The sequence below is a fragment of the Microbacterium sp. ZW CA_36 genome, assembly GCF_044987475.1.
Taxonomy (GTDB): Bacteria; Actinomycetota; Actinomycetes; order Actinomycetales; family Microbacteriaceae; genus Microbacterium.
The window spans coordinates 1-18560 of sequence record NZ_JBJDRL010000008.1 but is presented as its reverse complement, the minus strand read 5'-3'; the positions used below and the strand labels follow the sequence as shown (position 1 = coordinate 18560).

General features: G+C 69.3%; 16 protein-coding genes. 8 read left to right on the top strand and 8 right to left on the bottom strand.

The annotated features are described in order from the left end of the window. Positions 1-32: 32 nt before the first annotated feature. Positions 33-1031, top strand: a complete 999-nt coding sequence (gene corA / locus ACI3KX_RS05775) for a magnesium/cobalt transporter CorA (RefSeq protein ID WP_349426165.1) — start codon at positions 33-35, stop codon at positions 1029-1031. 29 nt (positions 1032-1060) lie between these two features. Here corA and ACI3KX_RS05770 read toward each other — a convergent pair whose 3' ends face one another. The 3 genes from ACI3KX_RS05770 to ACI3KX_RS05760 form a co-directional block, all read right to left on the bottom strand. Beyond that, a complete protein-coding gene (locus ACI3KX_RS05770; RefSeq protein WP_404908542.1) occupies positions 1061-2428 on the bottom strand; it encodes an ABC transporter substrate-binding protein in 1368 nt (455 codons plus the stop codon). Between the two features lie 70 nt (positions 2429-2498). Further along, entirely contained in the window at positions 2499-3449 is a 951-nt protein-coding gene (locus ACI3KX_RS05765) for a carbohydrate ABC transporter permease (RefSeq protein WP_404908540.1), read from the bottom strand. Beyond that, the gene (locus ACI3KX_RS05760; protein ID WP_404908538.1) at positions 3449-4468 is read right to left on the bottom strand and encodes a carbohydrate ABC transporter permease; all 1020 of its coding nucleotides are present in this window, start codon (positions 4466-4468) and stop codon (positions 3449-3451) included. The genes ACI3KX_RS05765 and ACI3KX_RS05760 overlap by 1 nt, the downstream gene beginning before the upstream one ends. 310 nt (positions 4469-4778) lie before the next feature. Here ACI3KX_RS05760 and ACI3KX_RS05755 point away from each other — a divergent pair, with 310 nt between their 5' ends. From ACI3KX_RS05755 to ACI3KX_RS05740, 4 genes are all read left to right on the top strand, one after another. Next, positions 4779-6140, top strand: a complete 1362-nt coding sequence (locus ACI3KX_RS05755) for a D-alanyl-D-alanine carboxypeptidase family protein (RefSeq protein ID WP_404908536.1) — start codon at positions 4779-4781, stop codon at positions 6138-6140. Between the two features lie 64 nt (positions 6141-6204). Continuing rightward, complete coding sequence (locus ACI3KX_RS05750) at positions 6205-7293, top strand: alpha/beta fold hydrolase (protein ID WP_404908533.1); 1089 nt, start codon at positions 6205-6207, stop codon at positions 7291-7293. A 124-nt stretch (positions 7294-7417) separates the two neighbouring features. Next, entirely contained in the window at positions 7418-8263 is an 846-nt protein-coding gene (locus ACI3KX_RS05745) for a class I SAM-dependent methyltransferase (RefSeq protein WP_404908531.1), read from the top strand. Positions 8264-8504: 241 nt separating this feature from the next. Next, complete coding sequence (locus tag ACI3KX_RS05740; protein WP_404908528.1) at positions 8505-8636, top strand: hypothetical protein; 132 nt, start codon at positions 8505-8507, stop codon at positions 8634-8636. Positions 8637-8733: 97 nt separating this feature from the next. Here ACI3KX_RS05740 and ACI3KX_RS05735 read toward each other — a convergent pair whose 3' ends face one another. After that, positions 8734-9000 (bottom strand): hypothetical protein, encoded by a 267-nt coding sequence (locus tag ACI3KX_RS05735; protein WP_404908526.1) that lies wholly within the window; start codon positions 8998-9000, stop codon positions 8734-8736. Positions 9001-9040: 40 nt separating this feature from the next. On the opposite strand from ACI3KX_RS05735, the gene ACI3KX_RS05730 reads away from it, so the two are divergent. After that, positions 9041-10081, top strand: a complete 1041-nt coding sequence (locus ACI3KX_RS05730) for a lactonase family protein (RefSeq protein ID WP_404908524.1) — start codon at positions 9041-9043, stop codon at positions 10079-10081. 135 nt (positions 10082-10216) lie between these two features. Here ACI3KX_RS05730 and ACI3KX_RS05725 read toward each other — a convergent pair whose 3' ends face one another. After that, positions 10217-11236: a zinc-dependent alcohol dehydrogenase family protein gene (locus tag ACI3KX_RS05725; RefSeq protein WP_404908521.1), complete on the bottom strand. Its 1020-nt coding sequence runs from the start codon at positions 11234-11236 to the stop codon at positions 10217-10219. A 167-nt stretch (positions 11237-11403) separates the two neighbouring features. Here ACI3KX_RS05725 and ACI3KX_RS05720 point away from each other — a divergent pair, with 167 nt between their 5' ends. After that, a complete protein-coding gene (locus tag ACI3KX_RS05720; protein WP_404908519.1) occupies positions 11404-12735 on the top strand; it encodes a DUF222 domain-containing protein in 1332 nt (443 codons plus the stop codon). 121 nt (positions 12736-12856) lie between these two features. Here ACI3KX_RS05720 and ACI3KX_RS05715 read toward each other — a convergent pair whose 3' ends face one another. Together ACI3KX_RS05715 and ACI3KX_RS05710 are read right to left on the bottom strand one after the other, a co-directional pair. Continuing rightward, positions 12857-13465: an FMN-binding negative transcriptional regulator gene (locus ACI3KX_RS05715; RefSeq protein WP_363356713.1), complete on the bottom strand. Its 609-nt coding sequence runs from the start codon at positions 13463-13465 to the stop codon at positions 12857-12859. Beyond that, complete coding sequence (locus tag ACI3KX_RS05710; RefSeq protein WP_404908516.1) at positions 13465-14409, bottom strand: DMT family transporter; 945 nt, start codon at positions 14407-14409, stop codon at positions 13465-13467. Before ACI3KX_RS05710 ends, ACI3KX_RS05715 begins: the two co-directional genes overlap by 1 nt. Here ACI3KX_RS05710 and ACI3KX_RS05705 point away from each other — a divergent pair. Further along, positions 14408-15820 carry a PLP-dependent aminotransferase family protein gene (locus ACI3KX_RS05705; RefSeq protein WP_404908514.1) on the top strand — a complete coding sequence of 471 codons (1413 nt, stop codon included), beginning with the start codon at positions 14408-14410 and terminating at the stop codon, positions 15818-15820. The two genes, ACI3KX_RS05710 and ACI3KX_RS05705, sit on opposite strands and share 2 nt — an antisense overlap. Before the next feature lie 414 nt (positions 15821-16234). On the opposite strand, the gene ACI3KX_RS05700 is transcribed toward ACI3KX_RS05705, so the two are convergent. Continuing rightward, on the bottom strand, positions 16235-18560 hold a 2326-nt coding region (locus tag ACI3KX_RS05700), incomplete at its 5' end, for a chitinase N-terminal domain-containing protein (protein WP_404908511.1).

Here is an 18560-nt window from a genome sequence, read left to right as displayed (position 1 = left end):
CCGGGTGCCCGGCGGCGAGGGAGGATTGCCCGATGCCCATCGTCGACAACGGCGTGTACGTCGCCGGACAGCGGATCAAGAATCCTACGAGCCTGGCCGAGACCTTCGAGTACACGCGCGCGCAGCATGGAATGGCCTGGATCGGGCTGTTCCGCCCCACCGCCGAGGAGATCGCGCAGGTCGCCGACGAGTTCTCACTGCATTCCCTCGCCGTCGAGGACGCCCTGACGGGTCACCAGCGGTCGAAGCTCGAGCGGTACGGCGACATCCTCTTCATCGTGCTGCGGCCCGCGCGGTACGTCGACGAGACCGAGACGGTCGAGTTCGGCGAGCTTCACGTGTTCGTCGGCCCGGACTTCATCGTCACGATCCGCCACGCCGAGTCTCCCGATCTGAGCCGCGTGCGCCACCGCATGGAGCGCGACCCGCAGCTGCTCGCCCTCGGTCCGGAGGCCGTGCTCTACGCGATCCTCGACGAGGTCGTGGACGAGTACACGCCCGTGATCGAGGGCGTCGAGAACGACATCGACGAGATCGAGGACGCTCTGTTCGAGAGTGGCGGGGTCACCCTCTCCAAGCGCATCTACGACCTGTCGCGCGAGGTGATCACCCTGCAGCGCGCGGTCGCGCCGCTCGCCGACATGCTCGAGGCCCTCCAGCGCGGGGCGCCCAAGTACGAGGTCGACCTCGAGCTGCAGCGGTCGCTGCGCGACGTGCACGACCACGCGCTGCGGATCATCGACAAGGCCGCCGCGTTCCGCTCGATCCTCGACAACGCGCTCACCGTGAACGCCACGATCGTGACGCAGCGCCAGACCGACACCGCGCTGCTGCAGAACGAGCAGGTGAAGAAGATCTCGGGCTGGGCCGCGATCCTCTTCGGTCCCACGCTCGTCGGCACGATCTACGGCATGAACTTCGTGTACATGCCCGAGCTGGAATGGCCGCTCGGCTATCCGATGGCGCTCGCCCTCATGGCAGCGACGAGTCTCACGCTGTACTGGGTCTTCCGCAAGCGGCACTGGCTCTGACGAACTCCTCGAGCTTCTTGGCGAGCTCCTCAGCCGGCGGTCGCGTTCTCGTACGCCCGCATGGCCGCGGCCTGCGCGTCGGCGAGCGCCTCTTCCGGCGTCTTGTCTCCGAGAAGAGCGGCCGTGACGGCGTTGTTCAGTTCGTTCTGGATGTCTTGACCCGCGGGCGAAGAGCCGAACGACCGGCCGTAGTCCAGCACGTCGTAGTACGTCGCGATGGTCTGGTCGAAGCCCGCATTGCCCGACTCCACGACGTATTCGTCGCGGATCGACTGGTCAGGACCGGGTGCGCCGGTGAACAGTCCGGTGTTGATGCCGCCGTCCTCTTCGCGCGTCGCGGCGCGGGCCGCGCCCGCCGCCGCCCAGGCCTCCTCGTTCGTCAGCGCGATCATCCAGGCGCAGGCCGCGGTGGGATTCTCCGCGCCGGCGGGAATCACGAACGCCTGTCCGCCCGCCACCGAGAACGGGTTGCCCTCGCTGTCTTTGAACGGCACCGCCTCGATCTGGATCTGGTCGACATACGGCGACAGCACGTTCGGGTACCACTGCGCGTTCACCTGCGCACCCACCTGGTCGGCGACGAACTGGTTGTTCTCTCCGAAGGTGTCGAACGAGTCGGTGAAGCTCTTGACGGAGGCGTAGCCGCCCTGCGCGTCGTTGATCTGCGTGAGCATGTCGATGCCGGCGATGTTGCTCGGGTCATCGAGCGTCGGAGTGCCGTCCTCGTCGGTGAGCTGGCCGCCCATGCCGAGGATCCACAGGGGCGCCTGGCCGGTGGACACCGGGTCCAGGCCCAGGCGCGTCGGAACGCCGCCCGACTCCTGGTACATCTTGCCGATCGCGCCGAGGAGGGCGTCCGGGTTGGACGTGTCGATCTCCTCGGTGGTGACGCCCGCCTCGTCCATCACCCTCTTGTTCAGGATGATCGCCGGCGGCTGGTAGAACTGCGGCACCGCCCAGACCTCGTCGTCGTAGCGCACGTCGTCCACGACGAACGGGTACCAGTAGTCGTCGGGCGTGACGTCGTGCGCTTCGAAGCACGCGTCCAGCGGGATGATGAGGTCCTGCGCCGCGTACTGCGTCACGTAGCGCCGGTCCATCTGCACGACGTCAGGCACGTCGCCGCTCGCGATGCGGGTGGTGAACTTCTGGGCGTCGAAGGCGGTCGCGTCGAGCTCGACATCGACGTCGCTCAGCTGCTCCTCCGCGTAGTCCAGGCGCGACTGGCCGACGTCGTCGGCGTTCTCGAAGCCCCATGCCGTGAGCGACCCGGTCGGCTCGGCATCGAAGTCGACGTCACCGCCCGTACCGCCGCCGCCGTTGCCGCCGCCTCCGCAGCCGGCGAGGAGGACAGCGGATGCCGCGAGTGCGGCGATTCCGATCATGCGCTTGCGCATCTGTTTCCCTTTCGATCCGGTGTTGTGTGTACGTCGTGGAATCGATGTCGGCCGCATCGCGGCATCCGTCTCATCCCTTCCTGCCCTGAGTCGCCACGCCTTCGATGAAGTAGCGCTGCCCGAAGGCGAAGATGATCAGCATCGGCAGGGTGACGAGGAACGACGCCACCATGACGTACTGGTAGTCGCCCTGGCCGCCGGCCGTCGGGCTGTACTTGGTCATGGCGTACGCGATCCCCAGCGGCGCGGTGAACTCGTCGACCGAGCCGGCGTTGAGGTAGATCAGGGCGGCCTGCAGGTTGTTCCAGCTGGCCTGGAACTCGAAGAGGAACACGATGATGAACGACGGGATCGACAGCGGCATCGCGATGCGCCAGAACAGGCCCCAGTAGCTGGCGCCGTCCAGGCGTGCCGCCTCGAACAGCTCCTTGGGAAGCCCCAGGTAGAACTGGCGCTGAAGGAAGATGTAGAAGGCCGAGCCGAAGAGGTTCATGCCCCACAGCGGCACCCACGTCCCGAGGAACCCGGTCTCCTTCCAGATCAGGTAGATCGGGATCATGGTGACGGCGCCGGGGAGCATCATCGTGGCGAGGACCAGGCCGAACAGAAGGCCGCGACCCGGGAACGTGAAGTACGCGAACCCGAATGCGACGATCGAGCTCGAGATCGCCACGGTCCCGGCCGCCAGCACCGCGATGGCGACGCTGTTCCACATCCAGCTCAGGAGGGGCAGCTGGTTCCACACTTCGACGTAGTTCTCGGGCATCCATGTCTTGGGGATGAGCGCGTTGTCGAACACCTCGCCGCGTGGCTTCAGGCTCGCCGAGAGCAGCCACACGAACGGGTAGAGGAACAGCAGGCCGAAGCCGATGAGGACGATGGTCAGGACGATGCGGCCGACGAAGGTCTTGGGCCGCGCGATGTGCCGGCGCCAGCGCGAGCGCTTCGGGACGGTGACCGCGACGGTCGCCGCCTCGGGCACGGCTCGGGTGACGCCCGGGGTCTGCAGCGACGCCGACATCAGCGGTCTCCCTCGTAGTAGACGAAACGGTTCCCGAACTTCACCTGGATGACGGTGATGATCATGATGATCACGAACAGCAGCCAGGCCATCGCCGCGGCGAAGCCGAAGTTGAACTGCCGGAACGCCTGCTGGAACAGATAGATCGCATAGAAGAGGGATGCCTCGGGGGAGGCGTTGCTCTGATCTCGCCAGAACAGCAGGAAGGCCTGGTCGAACACCTGGAACGCCGCGATCGAGAGCACGATGACGTTGAAGAACATCGCGCCGGAGATCATCGGCAGCGTGATCGAGAAGAACTTGCGGACCGCGCCGGCGCCGTCCAGAGAAGCCACCTCGTAGAGTTCCACGGGCACGTTCTTGAGGGCCGCGAGGAAGATCACCATGGTGCCGGCGACCGTCCACAGCGTCATGATCACGATGCTCGGCTTCACCCATGCGGGGTCCACCAGCCATTGCGGGCCTTCGATGCCGAAGACTCGCAGGAACTGGTTGATCGCTCCGGTGTTGCCGTTGAGCATCAGGAAGAAGACGGCGGCCGTGGCGACGGCGGGCGTCATCTTCGGCAGGTAGTAGAGCGTGCGCCAGAAGCCGGCCGCGCGTGCGGCGCGGTTGAGGAGCATGGCGAGGGTGAGGGCGAAGATGATCTCCAGCGGCACCGCCATCACGACGTAGAAGAGCGTGTTCGCGAGGGACACCCCGACGCGGGGGTCCTCGAAGAGGTTGGCGTAGTTCTCGAAGCCCACCGGCTTCGCCGTGTTGGTGGCGAGGTTGTAGTTGCTGAACGAGATGTACAGGCTGTAGACCATCGCACCCGCCGTGAACACGAGGAAGCCGATGATCCAGGGCGAGATGAACAGGTAGCCGGCCAGCGCCTCGCGCTTGTTGTAGTGCACCTTGACCTTGCGGGCACGCTCCCTGCGGCGGGAACGGCCGGCGCGGCCGCGACCGTCCCTCTCGTCGGACGCCTCGTGCAGCGCCTCGACGACGGCGTCGTTCTGCGGCGTCGTGATGCTCATCGCGGGTCCTCCCCCAGCGGGGCCTCCGCGTCGGGCTCACCAGGAGCCCGACGCCCAGTGTCAGGGGCCGTCATGCGCGTGATGCTAGACACGCCGTGTCGCGCCGATCACGGGGCTTGCGCGAGAGCCGTCTCGTGTGCTTCTGATCGAGGACCTGCGACACCGGGGCTGACGTTATCCACAGCTCGGCATCGAGCGATGCGCCCTCGCGCCGCGCATGAGAGTGTGGCCTCATGTATGGTCTCGGCGACTCGCATCCGATGATCTCGCCGGCCCTCCTCCGCACCGGTCACGTCCCGGTGTTCCTGCGATGACGACCGACCAGCAGACGCCCGACGAGCTGTCGGAGTTCGCGGACCTCATGCGGCGCGAGGAGGAGTTCCCCGGTCGCGGCTACGGGGTCGACCCGAGGGTGCGACGGGCCCGTCGCCGCCGTGGCTGGATCATCACGGCCGTCGTGTTCGCCCTCCTGCTCGGCGGGTCGGGAACCTACATCGGCTGGGCGCTGACCGCTCCCCTCGCCGCGCCCGACGCCGTGGTGTCGAGCACGCCCGTGGGGGCGGCGCCTGCTGCCGCCACCCTCGCCTTTCCGTCCCAGGGCGCGGCGGCCATCAGCGTCTCGGGAGGCGACGCCTACCTCGGTCCGACCGCGAGCGGGATCTGGGCGACGTCCGGTACCGATGAGGCGCGCGCCATGGCCAGCCTCACGAAACTGATCACCGCGATGGTCATCCTGGATGCGAAGCCGCTCGCCGACGCGAACGACCCCGGGCCGACGATCACCTTCGATAAGGCCGATCACGACCTCTATGACACGTACTACGTGATGGGCGCGACGATCGCCCGCATGCCGACCGGCAGCACGATGTCGTTGCGCGACGCGCTGGCCACGATGCTGATCCCGTCGGCCAGCAACTACGCCGAGGCGGTGTCGACCTGGGCGTTCGGCTCCCAGGGCGCCTTCCTCGATGCGGCGCGGAGGTGGCTCTCCGCCCACGGACTCACCGGCACCACCATCGTCGAACCGACCGGCATCAGCTCCCGCAACACCAGCACGCCCGCCGACCTCCTCATGATCGGCAAGCTCGCCATCGCCCATCCGGCGATCGCGAGCATCGCCGCGACGCCTTCACTGTCACTGCCCGGTCCCGGTGGGATGTCCAACACGAACACGCTTCTCGGGGTCAATGGGATCACTGGGCTGAAGACCGGCAACCTGGGCGAGGACAGCTACAACCTGCTGTACTCAGCGACCCTCGATGTGGGCGCGGCCGAGCCGCTCACCGTCGTCGGAGTCGCCCTGGGCGGAGCGACGCGCGAGTCGGTGAACCGCGACGTCATCCGCACGCTCGACAGCATCCGGGCGGGCTTCCAGCACGTGCCACTGGTGTCGGAGGGCCGGGAAGTCGGGTCCTTCTCGACGCCGTGGGGGTCGACCGCCCGGATGGTCGTCGCCGACGACGCGTCGATCTTCACCTGGTCCGACACCCCGATCACGGCGACGATGACGACCACGACGCCGAAGACATACGAGGACGGCGAGATCGTCGGCAGCATCACGTGGACGGCGGGTCCGAACACGACGACGGTCCCGCTCGAGGTCGACGGGACCATCATCCCGCCGACCGAGTGGTGGCGCCTGACGCACCCGTCCGAGCTCGGCGAGGGGTAGGCCGCGATACGGGCCGTCATGCGACCCTGATGTGCTCGGCCGATAGCGCTCCTATGATGTCGGCGTGGAGACGCTGAAGGCGGACGTCGTGCAGGACATCCGCTTCGCGCGCTCCGCTGACGGCGTCGGGGTCGCGTATGCGATGCATGGCTCTGGCCCGCCGTTGCTCATCGACGCGTGCTGGCTCAGTCATCTTCAGTTCGATTGGGAGAGCCCGGTTTGGCGCCATTACCTGGTCGAGCTTGGAAAGATCGCGACCGTCATCCGCTACGACGAGCGCGGCCACGGCCTCTCCGACCGAGGCGTGACCGACCACGGTCTGGAAGCCCGCGTGGGTGATCTGGAAGCGGTCGTGGCGGATGCCGGACTGGATCGGTTCGCACTCATGGCCATGGCGCAGGGCGGCCCGGTGGCGATCGAGTACGCGGCACGACACCCGGAGCGACTGACCCGCCTCATGTTCTACGGGAGCTACTCGGGCGCCCGGGCAGGGTCGAGTGCAGAGGAGCTGGAACTTCTCGCCGCGTTCGAGGCACTGATCAGAGTCGGCTGGGCACGTCCCACGTCCGAGTTTCGTCGCGTGTTCAGCAGCATGATGATCCCGGGTGGCACCGAGGAGCAGATGCGCTGGCTCGATGATCTGCAGAAGCAGGCGTGCGACAGCGAGACGGCGGTCATGTCGTGGTCCCAGCGACAGAGCACGGACTCCACCTGGCGTCTGCCGCAGCTGGATCTCCCGACGCTCGTCCTGCACAGCCGCAGCGATCAGATGAACGAGTTCCACCACGCGCGGGAACTGGCCGCCGGCATCCGGGGCGCACGCCTCGTGGCACTCGAGAGCAGCAATCACATCGTGCTTGCCGACGAGCCCGCCTGGCCGGCGCTCCTGCGCGAGATCACCGACTTCATGGAACCTGACCGGCGGCACGCACCCGACGTCATCGCCGACGACGTCGCTGCTCTCGTCTCGCGCCGGGAGCTCGAGATCCTGCGACTGGCAGCCGCAGGCCACGACAACGACGCGATCGCGGCGGAGCTGTTCCTCTCCGTGCGCACGGTCGAGCGCCACCTGCAGAACGCTTACGCGAAGCTCGGGCTGAGCGGCCGGACGGCGCGCACCGCCGCCGTCGCGCGGCTGCTCTCCCACGCATGACGCGTACGCGTCAGCCGCCAACAGCAGTACGCCCGTCGGCCCTTGCCTGCGCGTCAGCGCCGATGTGGCGGGCGGTGCGCGATTCCTACCGTGGTGGCATCACCCATCCACAGGAGGAAACCAGATGTCATCCTTTACCCGCACCACCGACACCGTGACCGCAACCGACGAAGACCGCGCGCTCAAGGCGAAGCACGCTGCGATGTGGGCCAGCGGCAGCTACCGCACGGTCGTCGAGCACGTCGTGCACCCCCTCGGCGGCATCCTCGTCGAGACGATCGACGTGCAGCCCGGGCAGCGCGTCCTCGACGTGGCCGCCGGCACCGGCACCTCCGCGATCCCGTCTGCCCGGCGCGGCGCCGAGGTCGTCGCCACCGACCTCACGCCCGAGCTCCTCGCGGTCGGACGCGACGCCGCCGAAGCGGAAGGACTCGACCTGACGTGGCAGACCGCCGACGCCGAGGCCCTGCCGTTCGCCGACGCCGACTTCGACGTCGTCCTGTCGAGCATCGGCGTGATGTTCGCTCCGCACCACGAGCTGGCGGCGGACGAGCTCGTCCGCGTCTGCCGTCCCGGTGGGAGCATCGGCGTCCTCAGCTGGACGCCGAACGGCTTCATCGGGGAGCTCTTCGCGACGATGAAGCCTTTCGCACCCCCGCCTCCCGCCGGGGCGTCGCCGGCACCGCTCTGGGGCGACGTCGACCACGTCCGCACGTTGTTGGGCGATCGTGTGGAGGGTTTCGTCGCGCACCAGCAGGGGCTACGGGTCGACCGATTCGGCGACGGAGCCCAGCTGCGCGACTTCTTCAAGGCGAACTACGGCCCGACGATCGCGGTCTACCGCTTCATCGCCGACGACCCGACGCGGGTCGCCGCCCTCGATGCGGACATCGCCGCGCTCGCCGACCGCTTCTTCCACGACGGCATCATGTCCTGGGAGTACGTCATCGTCACCGCGAAACGTCGTTAGGCGCGGCCATGTTGCATCCGCTGATGTACGAGGGCCTGCTCCCCGACAGTCGCGAGGTGAGCCGTGATGCCGCGGCACGCTACGCGTTCATCACCGCCCGCAAGGAAGCCGGACTGACGGGACGAGCTCGCCTCCGGGCGTGGCGTCTTCGCCTCGGGGCGTTGCGTCTTCGCCTGCGGGCGTGGCCCGTTCGTCTGGAGACTGGGCAGGTTCGCCCGGTCGCGAAGAGCTGAGGCTCGACATGGTTCTCGTGCTTGCGCTCGCCGCCCTCTGCCTCGTCGGCGCGATCAGCGCCATCGTCGCGTGGGCTCGGGACCCGCGACCGCCTCATCCGACCGCGTGGGACTACGACACCCGTCATCCGATGCTGTAACCCGCCGTGGAAGCCCGCGTCCTCTCACCGAGGACGCGGGCTTTCTCGCACGGCGGCACGGCGGCACCGCGCACGCGCGACCTGCTCCCGGGGGTCGTCAGTCCTCTTCGAAGGCGGCGAAGAAGTCGGCGCCGCCGAAGGTGCCGGACTCGAAGCACAGGTCAAGGGCGCGACCCGCAGCACTCGTGTTCCAGGCGCGCTGGGTGCGCGAGGTGAGCGATACGCACGCCGGCTTCCCCGCGACGCCATCGCCGTGCTCGGTTCGCTCGCCGCCGGAATCCCGCGTGGATCCCCTCACCGCGCTGTCGCGCTGAGCGTCTCCTCGCTGCTGACCTGCGGCGACCGCCTCGCCGGCTCTTCGCATAGGCAAGCGTGAGACGTCGCGCCGCGCCTACGATCGGTGCATGACCGACTCCTCACTCGTTCTCGTGGCCAACGCGGGCGACGGCAGCATCAGCACCTTCCGGCTCTCGGGCGATTCGATCGAGCGGCTCGCTGTGAGCGGTGGCCTTCCTGGCTGCTCGTCCTTCGTCGCGGACTCGGCCCGGGACCTGGTCTACGCGGCGGTGAAGGGCGGGTCGGATGCCGAGCCGGCGGGCATCGTGACGCTGCGCCTCGACCGCGAGACCGGGCGGCTCGACCCCGTGTCGCGGCTCGATCTCCCGGACGGCGGCATGAACTATCTCGCGCTGTGCAGGGACGGCGCGGGTCTCCTGGGCGCCTCCTACGGCGGCGGCTACGGGATCAGCTGCGCGGTCGCCGATGGTGTCGTCGGCGCCCCCGTGTCACGTATCGAGTTCCCCAACCTGCACGCGGTGTTGCCGAGTGCGGGCGGCCGGTTCGCGTACTTCGTGTCGCTCGGTGCCGATCTGGTCGCGCAGTACGCGCTGACCGACGACCTGCGGCTCGTGGCGCTGGAGCCGGCGACGGTAGCCGCGCCCGAGGGCAGCGGTCCCCGGCATCTCGTGATCAATGACGCGCAGGACGCTGTCTACGTGCTCACCGAGTTCTCCGGGCAGGTGCTCCACTTCACACGCGACGCCGAGGCGGGGACCCTCGAGCTGCGGGACGCCGCAGACGCCTTCGACCCGTCGAAGGGCCTTCACCACAGCCGCTTCGGGGCCGATCCGCGCGCAGATCACCTCATCTGGGGCGCCGACCTGCACTTCGGCGCCGGCGGGCGCCGGCTGTGGTGCTCGGAGCGGACGGAGAGCACGCTCGGTGCGGTGTCGGTCGCGGACGATGGCTCGGTGTCGGCGCCCGAGCGCTTCGTGGAGACCGAGCCGCAGCCGCGCGGCTTCGCCCTCAGTCCGGACGGCGCACACCTGATCGCTGCGGGCGAGCGGTCGACGACGATCTCCCTCTACGCCGTAGACGGTGACCGCCTCGAGCTGCTCCGGCGAGCCGAGACCGGTCGCGGTGCGAACTGGGTGCGCTTCGTGTGACGTTGACCGCCGAAGAGCGGGTGGGAAGTCGACCCGCCTCGGGCGGCCCGCGACCGAGACGCCGTCGGCCGTGCGCGACCGCCGGCCTGCGACGTGAGGCGCCGCCGGCCGTGCGCGACGGCCGGCAGCGCGGGATCACACCGTCAGGAGCACCTTCGTCGCGCGCCGTTCGTCCATCGCCCGATAGCCCTCGGCCGCGTCCTCGAGGGGCAGGGTGAGATCGAAGACCTTGCCCGGGTCGATCCGGCGGTCCCAGATCAGCTGGATGAGCTCGGGAAGGAAGCGGCGCACCGGCGCCGGCCCGCCGTGCAGGTGCACGCCCGAGAAGAACAGCTCGAGTCCGTCGAGCGACACGTCGTGCGAGACCCCGACGTAGCCGATGTGACCGCCGGGCCGCGTCGCGCGGATCGCCTGCATCATGGACTCCTGCGTGCCGACGGCCTCGATCACGCTGTGCGCGCCGTAGCCGCCGGTGAGCTCCTTGATCCTCGCGACGCCCGCATCACCGCGCTCCTCGACGATGTCGGTGGCGCCGAACTCACGGGCGAGGGCCTGGCGGTCGGCGTGACGGCTCATCGCGATGATCCGCTCGGCTCCGAGCTGCCGGGCGGCGAGGATGCCGAGCAGTCCGACGGCGCCGTCGCCCACGACAGCGACGGTCTTGCCGGGGCCCGCCTCTGCGGCGACGGCGGCGAACCAGCCGGTGCCGAGGACGTCGGATGCCGCGAGCAGCGACGGGACGAGGTCGGCGTCGGGCATGCCCGGCGTGGCGACCAGGGTGCCGTCGGCGAACGGGACGCGCGCGTACTCTGCCTGCGTGCCGAGGGCACCCATCGGGTACGCGTGGATGCAGCGCGACTGGTATCCGGCCTGGCAGATCTCGCAGGTGTTGTCGGAGGCGAAGAACGACCCGACGACGAAGTCGCCCACCCGGAGCGTCTTCACCTCGTCGCCGATCTCGGCGACGACGCCGACGTACTCGTGCCCCATCGGGGTGTGATCGACGTCGTCGTCACCCCGGTAGGGCCACAGGTCCGACCCGCAGATGCAGGTGGCCGCGAGGCGGATGATCGCGTCGGTGGGCTCGACGATGGCCGGGTCCTCCCGCTCCTCGACGCGAATGTCACCGGGTGCGTACATGACGACGGCGCGCATGTGGTTCTCCTTCGTGTGGGTCGCACCCAGTGAACCCCGTCGGCAGCGCCTCAGCCAGGTGCGGCTCTGACCGGTACCAGGAGGACCCCCTTCGCGCCGCTGTCGGCCGTTCTTCTCCTCACGATTCAGGGGTTGCTTTGTTCGAAACTATGTTCTAAACTCGACTCATGCTTGAACCACCCTCTCCCCCCGACATCGAGGGTGGGGCGTGGCCGATCGGGAGCGGCGATGAGTTCATCCCGCCGGTTCCGGATGCCGTGGACCTGGTCGTCGAGACCGCGGTGATGATGTCGGTGTTCGCGGCAGAGCGGCTGACTCGTATCGACTCCATGCGTCGCGAGCTGCTGCAGGAGGCGATCGATCGCGGCGAGGGCGTACGCGACATCGTCGAACGGTCCATCCGGCTCGAGCTGGCGGCGGCGATGCGGGTCACCGAGTATGCCGCCGGCCGCCTGCTCGCACGTGCCGAAGCGCTCGCACGACGCTACCCTTCCGCTCTCGATGCCCTGAGTGCGGCCCGCATCACCGAGACGCACGCCGAGATCATCGCGGATCTGCTCGACGAGGCGCCGGCCGAGCTCCGGGAACAGCTCCTGCGGCGCGCGGTGCCGCTGGCCGAGTCCGAGCCGGTGGGCACATTCCGGCGAGCGCTGCGCACCCTGATCGAGGCCGCACAGGCGACGACACTGGAAGAGCGACACCATCGAGCGGTCGCGCAGCGCCGGATCATGGTCGAGCGCGGGCCGGACGCCATGGCGGGCCTCTGGATCTTCGGCCCCGAAGTCGAGATCCATGCGATCCATAACCGCATGACCCAGATCGCGAAGGCGATCGGACGAGTCGACGGCGAGACCCGCACTCTCGATCAGCTGCGCGCCGACGTCGCCGCCGACCTCCTGATCGACGGCACCACCGACCACCTCCCGTCCGAGGCGTCGGGCATCCGCGCACAGGTCGTCGTCACCGTTCCGGTCCTCGCCCTTCTCGACGACGAGTACGCAGATGCCGGCGAATCGCCGGTCGTCGAGGGCATCGGCCCGATCCCGCTGTCGAAGGCACGCGAACTGTGCGGCGGCGACGCTCGGTGGATGCGGGTGCTCACTCACCCCGAGACCGGAATGGTGCTCTCCGTCGGTCGAGACAGCTATCGCCCACCCGCCGCCCTGCAACGGCTCGTCAGATGGCGCGCCGACCGGTGCATGGGCCCCGGCTGTGCGATGCCGGCATCTCGCTGCGAGATAGATCATCAGATCCGGTGGGCCGACGACGGCGAGACAGGCCTCGACAACAATCTGCCGTTCTGCAAGGGCCATCACCTCGTGAAGGACAACACCGACTGGAGCGTCCGCCAACTCGAAGGCTCGGGGGGAGCTGTGGCGTGGACCTCCCCCACCGGACGCCAGTATGTCGTGCGTCCGGAACGCAAGGTCCCCGTGTTCACCGCTTCAGGCTCCGCCTCCTCCCGCCTCGCCGGCGATGGCGCGGACGCGCCCTTCTGAGGGCGAGCGACCCACGCCCGGAAGGTCATCGGTCGCTGAGGTCAACCGTCGCTGAGGTCACTGGTCGCTGAGGTCACTGGTCGCTGAGGTCACCGGTCGCTGAGGTCACCGGTCGCTGAGGTCACCGGTCGCTGAGGTCGACGGCCCGCATCGCCTCCGCGAGTGCGGCGTTGTGCGCGTCGAGGTGGGCGGCGATGCCGTCGCGCACTTCGGCGGGCTTGTTCTGGCTCAGCTTCGCCCGGGCATCGAACCGCGTGACGCGCAGGCGCAGGCCGACGGTCCCCTTCGCGATGCGGCGGGTGCCGGTCTCGTCCTCGGCGAGGCTGCGACCGTGCGGATGCCCCTGCTCGAAGTGGTCGGTGAGCTGCGCGAGCATGGCGTAGTTCGCCTCGTCGGAGAGGATCTCCGGCGTGCCGTAGAGGTGGGCGGTCACGTGGTTCCACGTCGGAACGAGGTCGCCCGGCGCGTACCAGCTCGACGACACATAGTCGTGCGGCCCCTGGATGATGACGAGCATCTCGTGCTGTCCGAGCTCGTGGAGCTCGTCGTCGGGTCGCCCGAAGTGACTGAGCACGACGATGTCGTCGGCCTGCTCGTCGAGGAGCACGGGATAGTGCGAGGCCACCAGCCCGTCGGGGGTGTGCGAGACGAACGTGGCCCACGGGTGGTGGCGGATGAGCTCCTTCACCTGCTCGGGGTCGGTCATGAGGTAGCGCGGCGTGTGACGCATCAGGGGGTGTCCTTTCGGGTGAGTCGGGTGCGGACGGCGAGGCCCGCGCAGGCGATGACGGCGAGCCCCCCGAGCAGGGTGGGCATGCCGATCCGCTCGTGCAGGAGGACGGCGGACCAGAGGATGCCGAGCACGGGCTGAACGAGCTGCACCTGGCTCACCTGGGCGATCGGGCCGATCGCGAGACCGCGGTACCAGGCGAAGAATCCCAGGAACATGCTGACGACCGCGAGATAGGCGAACGCCGCCCACTCGACCGGTGCGGCAGCGGGCGGCTGCTGGACGACCGCCACGATCGTCGCGACGATCATCAGCGGCGCGGCCAGCACGAGCGCCCACGACACGGTCTGCCAGGCACCGAGCTCGCGCGCGAGCAGACCGCCTTCCGCGTAGCCCATCGCGCACAGCACCACCGCGAGGAACAGCAGCAGATCGGCTTCGTGCAGTTCTCCGAGCCCGCCGTTCTGCAGCGATGCGAAGGTCATGGCCGCCACCGCCCCGAGGCTCGCGAACACCCAGAACGACACGGCCGGTCGCTCCTTGCCGCGCAGCACCGCCAACACGGCCGTCGCCGCGGGAAGGAGACCGATCACGACGACCGCATGGCTGGCAGGCACCGACGTGAGCGCGAACGACGTCAGCAGCGGGAACCCGACGACGACGCCCGCGGCGACGATCGCCAGACGCGCCCACTGCCTCGGGGACGGCACGGGAACGGAGCCCGGCCGCCGTCGGTGGGCGATCGAGAGGGCGATCACGGCGAGCGCCGCGGCGACCACGGCACGACCCGATCCGATGAACAGCGGCGACAGCCCGCCGACCGCGACGCGCGTGAAGGGAAGCGTGAACGAGAAGGCGACGATGCCGAGCAGCCCCCACCCCAGGCCAGCAAGTCGGGGTAGCACTGTCGCTTCGCGGAGAGTAGCGCTACTCTGTTCTGTCATGAGTCAGGATAGCACCGCACGGATGACCGCGGAACTGCGCGCGTGGATCGCCGCGGCGCCGCCGGGAGCCCAGCTGCCCTCGAACCGTGCGCTGGTCGCCCGGTACGGCGCGAGCCCCGTCACCGTGCAGAAGGTCATGCGGCACCTCATCGGCGCCGGTCTCGTCGAGAGCCGCCCCGGGGTCGGGACGTTCGTACGCGCGGTGCGGACCGCACGTCCGGCGGAGTACGGGTGGCAGACCGCAGCCCTCGGCTCTCCCCCGGCGCGCGTGTCGATGCTGTCGTCGACGCAGCGATCGGCGGCACCCGACGCCATCGGGCTGCACTCCGGGTATCCGGCATCCGATCTGCTTCCGGAGCGCGCGGTACGGGCTGCGATCGCCCGCGCGGCACGCACCCACGCCGCCATCGCCCGCTCGCCGGTCGCCGGGATGCCGGAACTTCAGGAGTGGTTCGCCCACGAGCTCGCCGAGGCCGCCCCGGCGGGCGTCACGCCGCCCACCGCCCGGGACGTGCTCATCATCTCGGGCAGTCAGAGCGGGCTGTCGTCGATCTTCCGCGCCGTGGTGGGTCCCGGGCAGCCGCTCGTCATCGAGTCGCCCACGTACTGGGGCGCGATGCTCGCCGCCGAGCAGGCCGGCGTCACCCTGGTGCCCGTCCCGTCCGGCGCGTTCGGCCCCGACCCCGACGAGGTCGATCGCGCGCTGGAGCGCAGCGGTGCGCGCGCGTTCTACGCCCAGCCCACGTTCGCCAACCCGACGGGCGGGCAGTGGCCGGCCTCGACCTCCGACGCCGTGCTCGAGATCTGCCGCCGGCGCGGCGCGTTCCTCATCGAGGACGACTGGGCGCACGATCTCGCGATCGACGCAGACCCGCGTCCGATCGCGGCGCACGACGACGACGGGCACGTGATCTACGTGCGCTCCCTCACCAAGAGCGTCTCTCCCGCACTGCGTGTGGCAGCCGTGATCGCCCGCGGACCGGCACGCGAGCGCATCCTCACCGACCGCGCCGCAGAGTCCATGTACGTCAGCGGGCTCCTGCAGGCGGCAGCGCTCGACGTGGTGACCCAGCCGTCGTGGCGCAGTCACCTGCGCGCCCTGCGCCCGCAGCTGCGCAGCCGCCGCGACCTCCTGCTCGACGGCCTTCGCGAGCACGCGCCGACGGCTCACATCGAGACCGTCCCCGCCGGCGGCCTCAACCTGTGGGCGCGCCTGCCCGACGGTGTGGACGCCGCGCGGGTCGTCCGCGAGTCCGAGGCGCGGGGGCTCATCATCGCGGCGGGCGACGAGTGGTTCCCCGCGGAGCCGTCAGGACCCTACGTGCGCCTGAACTACTCGAGCGAAGCCCCGGCCCGCTTCGGAGAGGCCGCGCAGATCCTCGGCGAGGTGCTCGACATCATCACCGGCTGACGCCGTCACCCGGTCGTCGAGCGCGTTTCGTCTCGCTTCGCTCGCTCAACGACCGACATGCCGGCATCACCCGGTCGTTGAGCGAGCGAGGAACGAGCGAGACGAAACGCGCCGAGGCTCCCGCAGGACTCGACGCGTTTCGTCTCGCTTCGCTCGCTCAACGACCGACATGCACGTCCCCGGTCGTCTCGGTCGCCGGCGCTCCCTCGCTCAACGACCGACATGCACGTCACCGGTCGTTGAGCGAGCGAGGAACGAGCGAGACGAAACGCGCCGAGGCTCCCGAAGGGCCCGACGCGTTTCGTCTCGCTTCGCTCGCTCAACGACCGACACGCCGCATCACCCGGTCGTTGAGCGCGTTTCGTCTCGCTTCGCTCGCTCAACGACCGGAGAGCGGCATCCGTCAGGGACTTGCTACTTCGACACGGTCACCTTGAGCGGTGCGCTCACCGTCGTCCCCGCCGCGTTGGTGAACTCGACGGTGTAGGTGTACGTGCCCTTCGCCTTGCCCGTGACCGGGAGCGTCGCGCGCTGCGCCTCCGGCGAGGCCGCGGTCAGCGGGCCCGAGGCGACCTCGGCGCCGTTCTCGAGGAACCGGTACGAGGTGGCGTTCGTGCCCCACCACAGGTCGGCCGTGACCGTGTACCTGCCGTCGCCGTCCTTGTTGTCGGCCGAGAGGACCGGCTTGCCCGGTGCGGCGTCGGTGACCTTCACAGTGAGCGGCTGGCTCGCGGTCGCGCCCTTCGAGTTCAGCAGCTCGCCGGTGAAGACGTAGGTGCCGTTCGGAAGGCCGGCGATGTCGACGACGGCGCGCTGCGCACCCGGCGTCATCATCGTGAGCGGCACCTTGGCGACGAGCTCGCCGTCGCGGTAGAGCTTGAACAGCGAGCCGTTCTCGCCCCACCACAGGTTCATCGTGACCTGGAACGTGCCGTCCTCGAGGCCGGTGTCCCAGCCGTCGTTCGACGAGAGCACGCCCTTGCCCGGCGCCGTCTTCGCGCCGTCGTCGGAAGCGACCTCGGGGAGGGTGACGGATGCCGTGGCCACCGACCGCGCACCCTCGCCGAGGACGTTCACACCAGCCACCTCGTACGCGTGCGTCGTGCCGAGCTCCAGCGCCTTCACGGTGCAGGTCGTGCCGCTCGTCTCGCACACGGCGTCGGTCCCACCGGCCTCGTAGACCCGGTAGCCGGTGAATCCCGGTCCGGTGAGGGCCGAGGCATCCCACGAGACGGCGATCGAGGTGTCGCCCGCGAGAGCGGCTGTCACGTTCTGCGGCGCCCCCGGAAGCGTCTGGTCGGCGACGGCGAGCCACGAGATGACCGGCTTCTCGCTGCCGGCGCCCTCGTTGGTGACGAGGTAGTCGACGACGGCCGGGGCGCTCAGCGTGAAGGTGAGCGGAGCGGCGATCGGCGTGCTCGAGCCCGACAGCGGCACGGTGCCCTTGGCGAGCTCGGTTCCCGCGACCGACACCGTCTGGTACATCGCGCGGTTCACACCCCACCATTCGGTGAAACCGCCCGTCAGCGTGTACGTGCCTGCGTCGAGCGGCAGCCGGTAGACGAGCTTCGTCGTGTCCTGGTAGAGACCCGTCGAGTACTTGTCGTTGATGTCGGTGGTGCCCTTCGTCTTCATGCCGTCGGCGACGTAACCCCACTGGTCGGCGGCCGTCGAGACCTGGTCGACCTTGTCGTTGCGCAGCGCCACGGCGTCGGCGACCGCCGCGTACTGCGGGGACGGTGCGCCGTTCGTTCCCGCGTCGATGTAGTACACCAGCGCCGGAGGAACGATCTCGAAGCCCGCGATGACGGCCTGATCGGTGTCGGTCAGGCGACCGGCCACGGTGAGCTTGGCGTACTCGGTGCGGGGCTGCGCGGCGGACGCGGCATCCCACTGGACGGCCCGCTCGGTGCCCGCGACGTCGACCGTCTCGGGCAGGTCGTCCTCGACGCCGAGAGCACCCTGCAGACCGAGGTCGCGCGGCAGGCTCTGCACGTAGACCAGCGCGAGGCGGGCGTTGTAGCCGCTCGTGCCGTTGGTGCCGAACTCCACGTCGACCACGGCGTCCTCGTCGATCGTCAGCGTCTGCGCGACCGGCGTCGCCGATCCCGTCGACACCGCGGTCTTCGTGGTCTCGGCGCCGGCGACCTTCAGCTTGGAGTAGACGTTGGTCGTGAGGCCCGGACGCGGCGCCTGGACGCCCACGATGTTGTACGAGCCCGCAGGCAGCGTCAGGTGATAGGTGACGGGTTTGTTGTAGTCGGCGCCGACGTACGACGAGCCCCAGTCCTGCGGCGTGCCGGCCGCCAGGGTCGTCGCGGTCGTGGAGTAGCCCCACGTCTCGCCGGCCGTCGTGCCGTCCCACTTCTGGTCGCTCGTGCCGTTGCGCAGATCCGGGAAGGATGCCAGAGCGGCGGCGTACACCGATCCGTCCGGCGCACCCGAGGATCCCGAGTCGATGAAGTACTCGAGGTCGGCCGGCACGACGAGGACCGTGGCGCTGAAGCGCTGGTACACACCCGACGACAGCTTCTCGGTCGAACGGCCCGTCGCGGCGAACGTGCCGAGCTCGGCCGTGGTCTTCGCGGCGGCGACGGAGCCGAGGCTCCAGGTCACCTTCGCCTCGGCACCCGCAAGGGTGAGCTCGGCCGGCAGCGTGCGATCGGCCGACGTGATCGACACCACGCCGAGGTCGATCACATCGGCGCTGACGTCCTTGGGCGTCAGCGCCGATGTGATC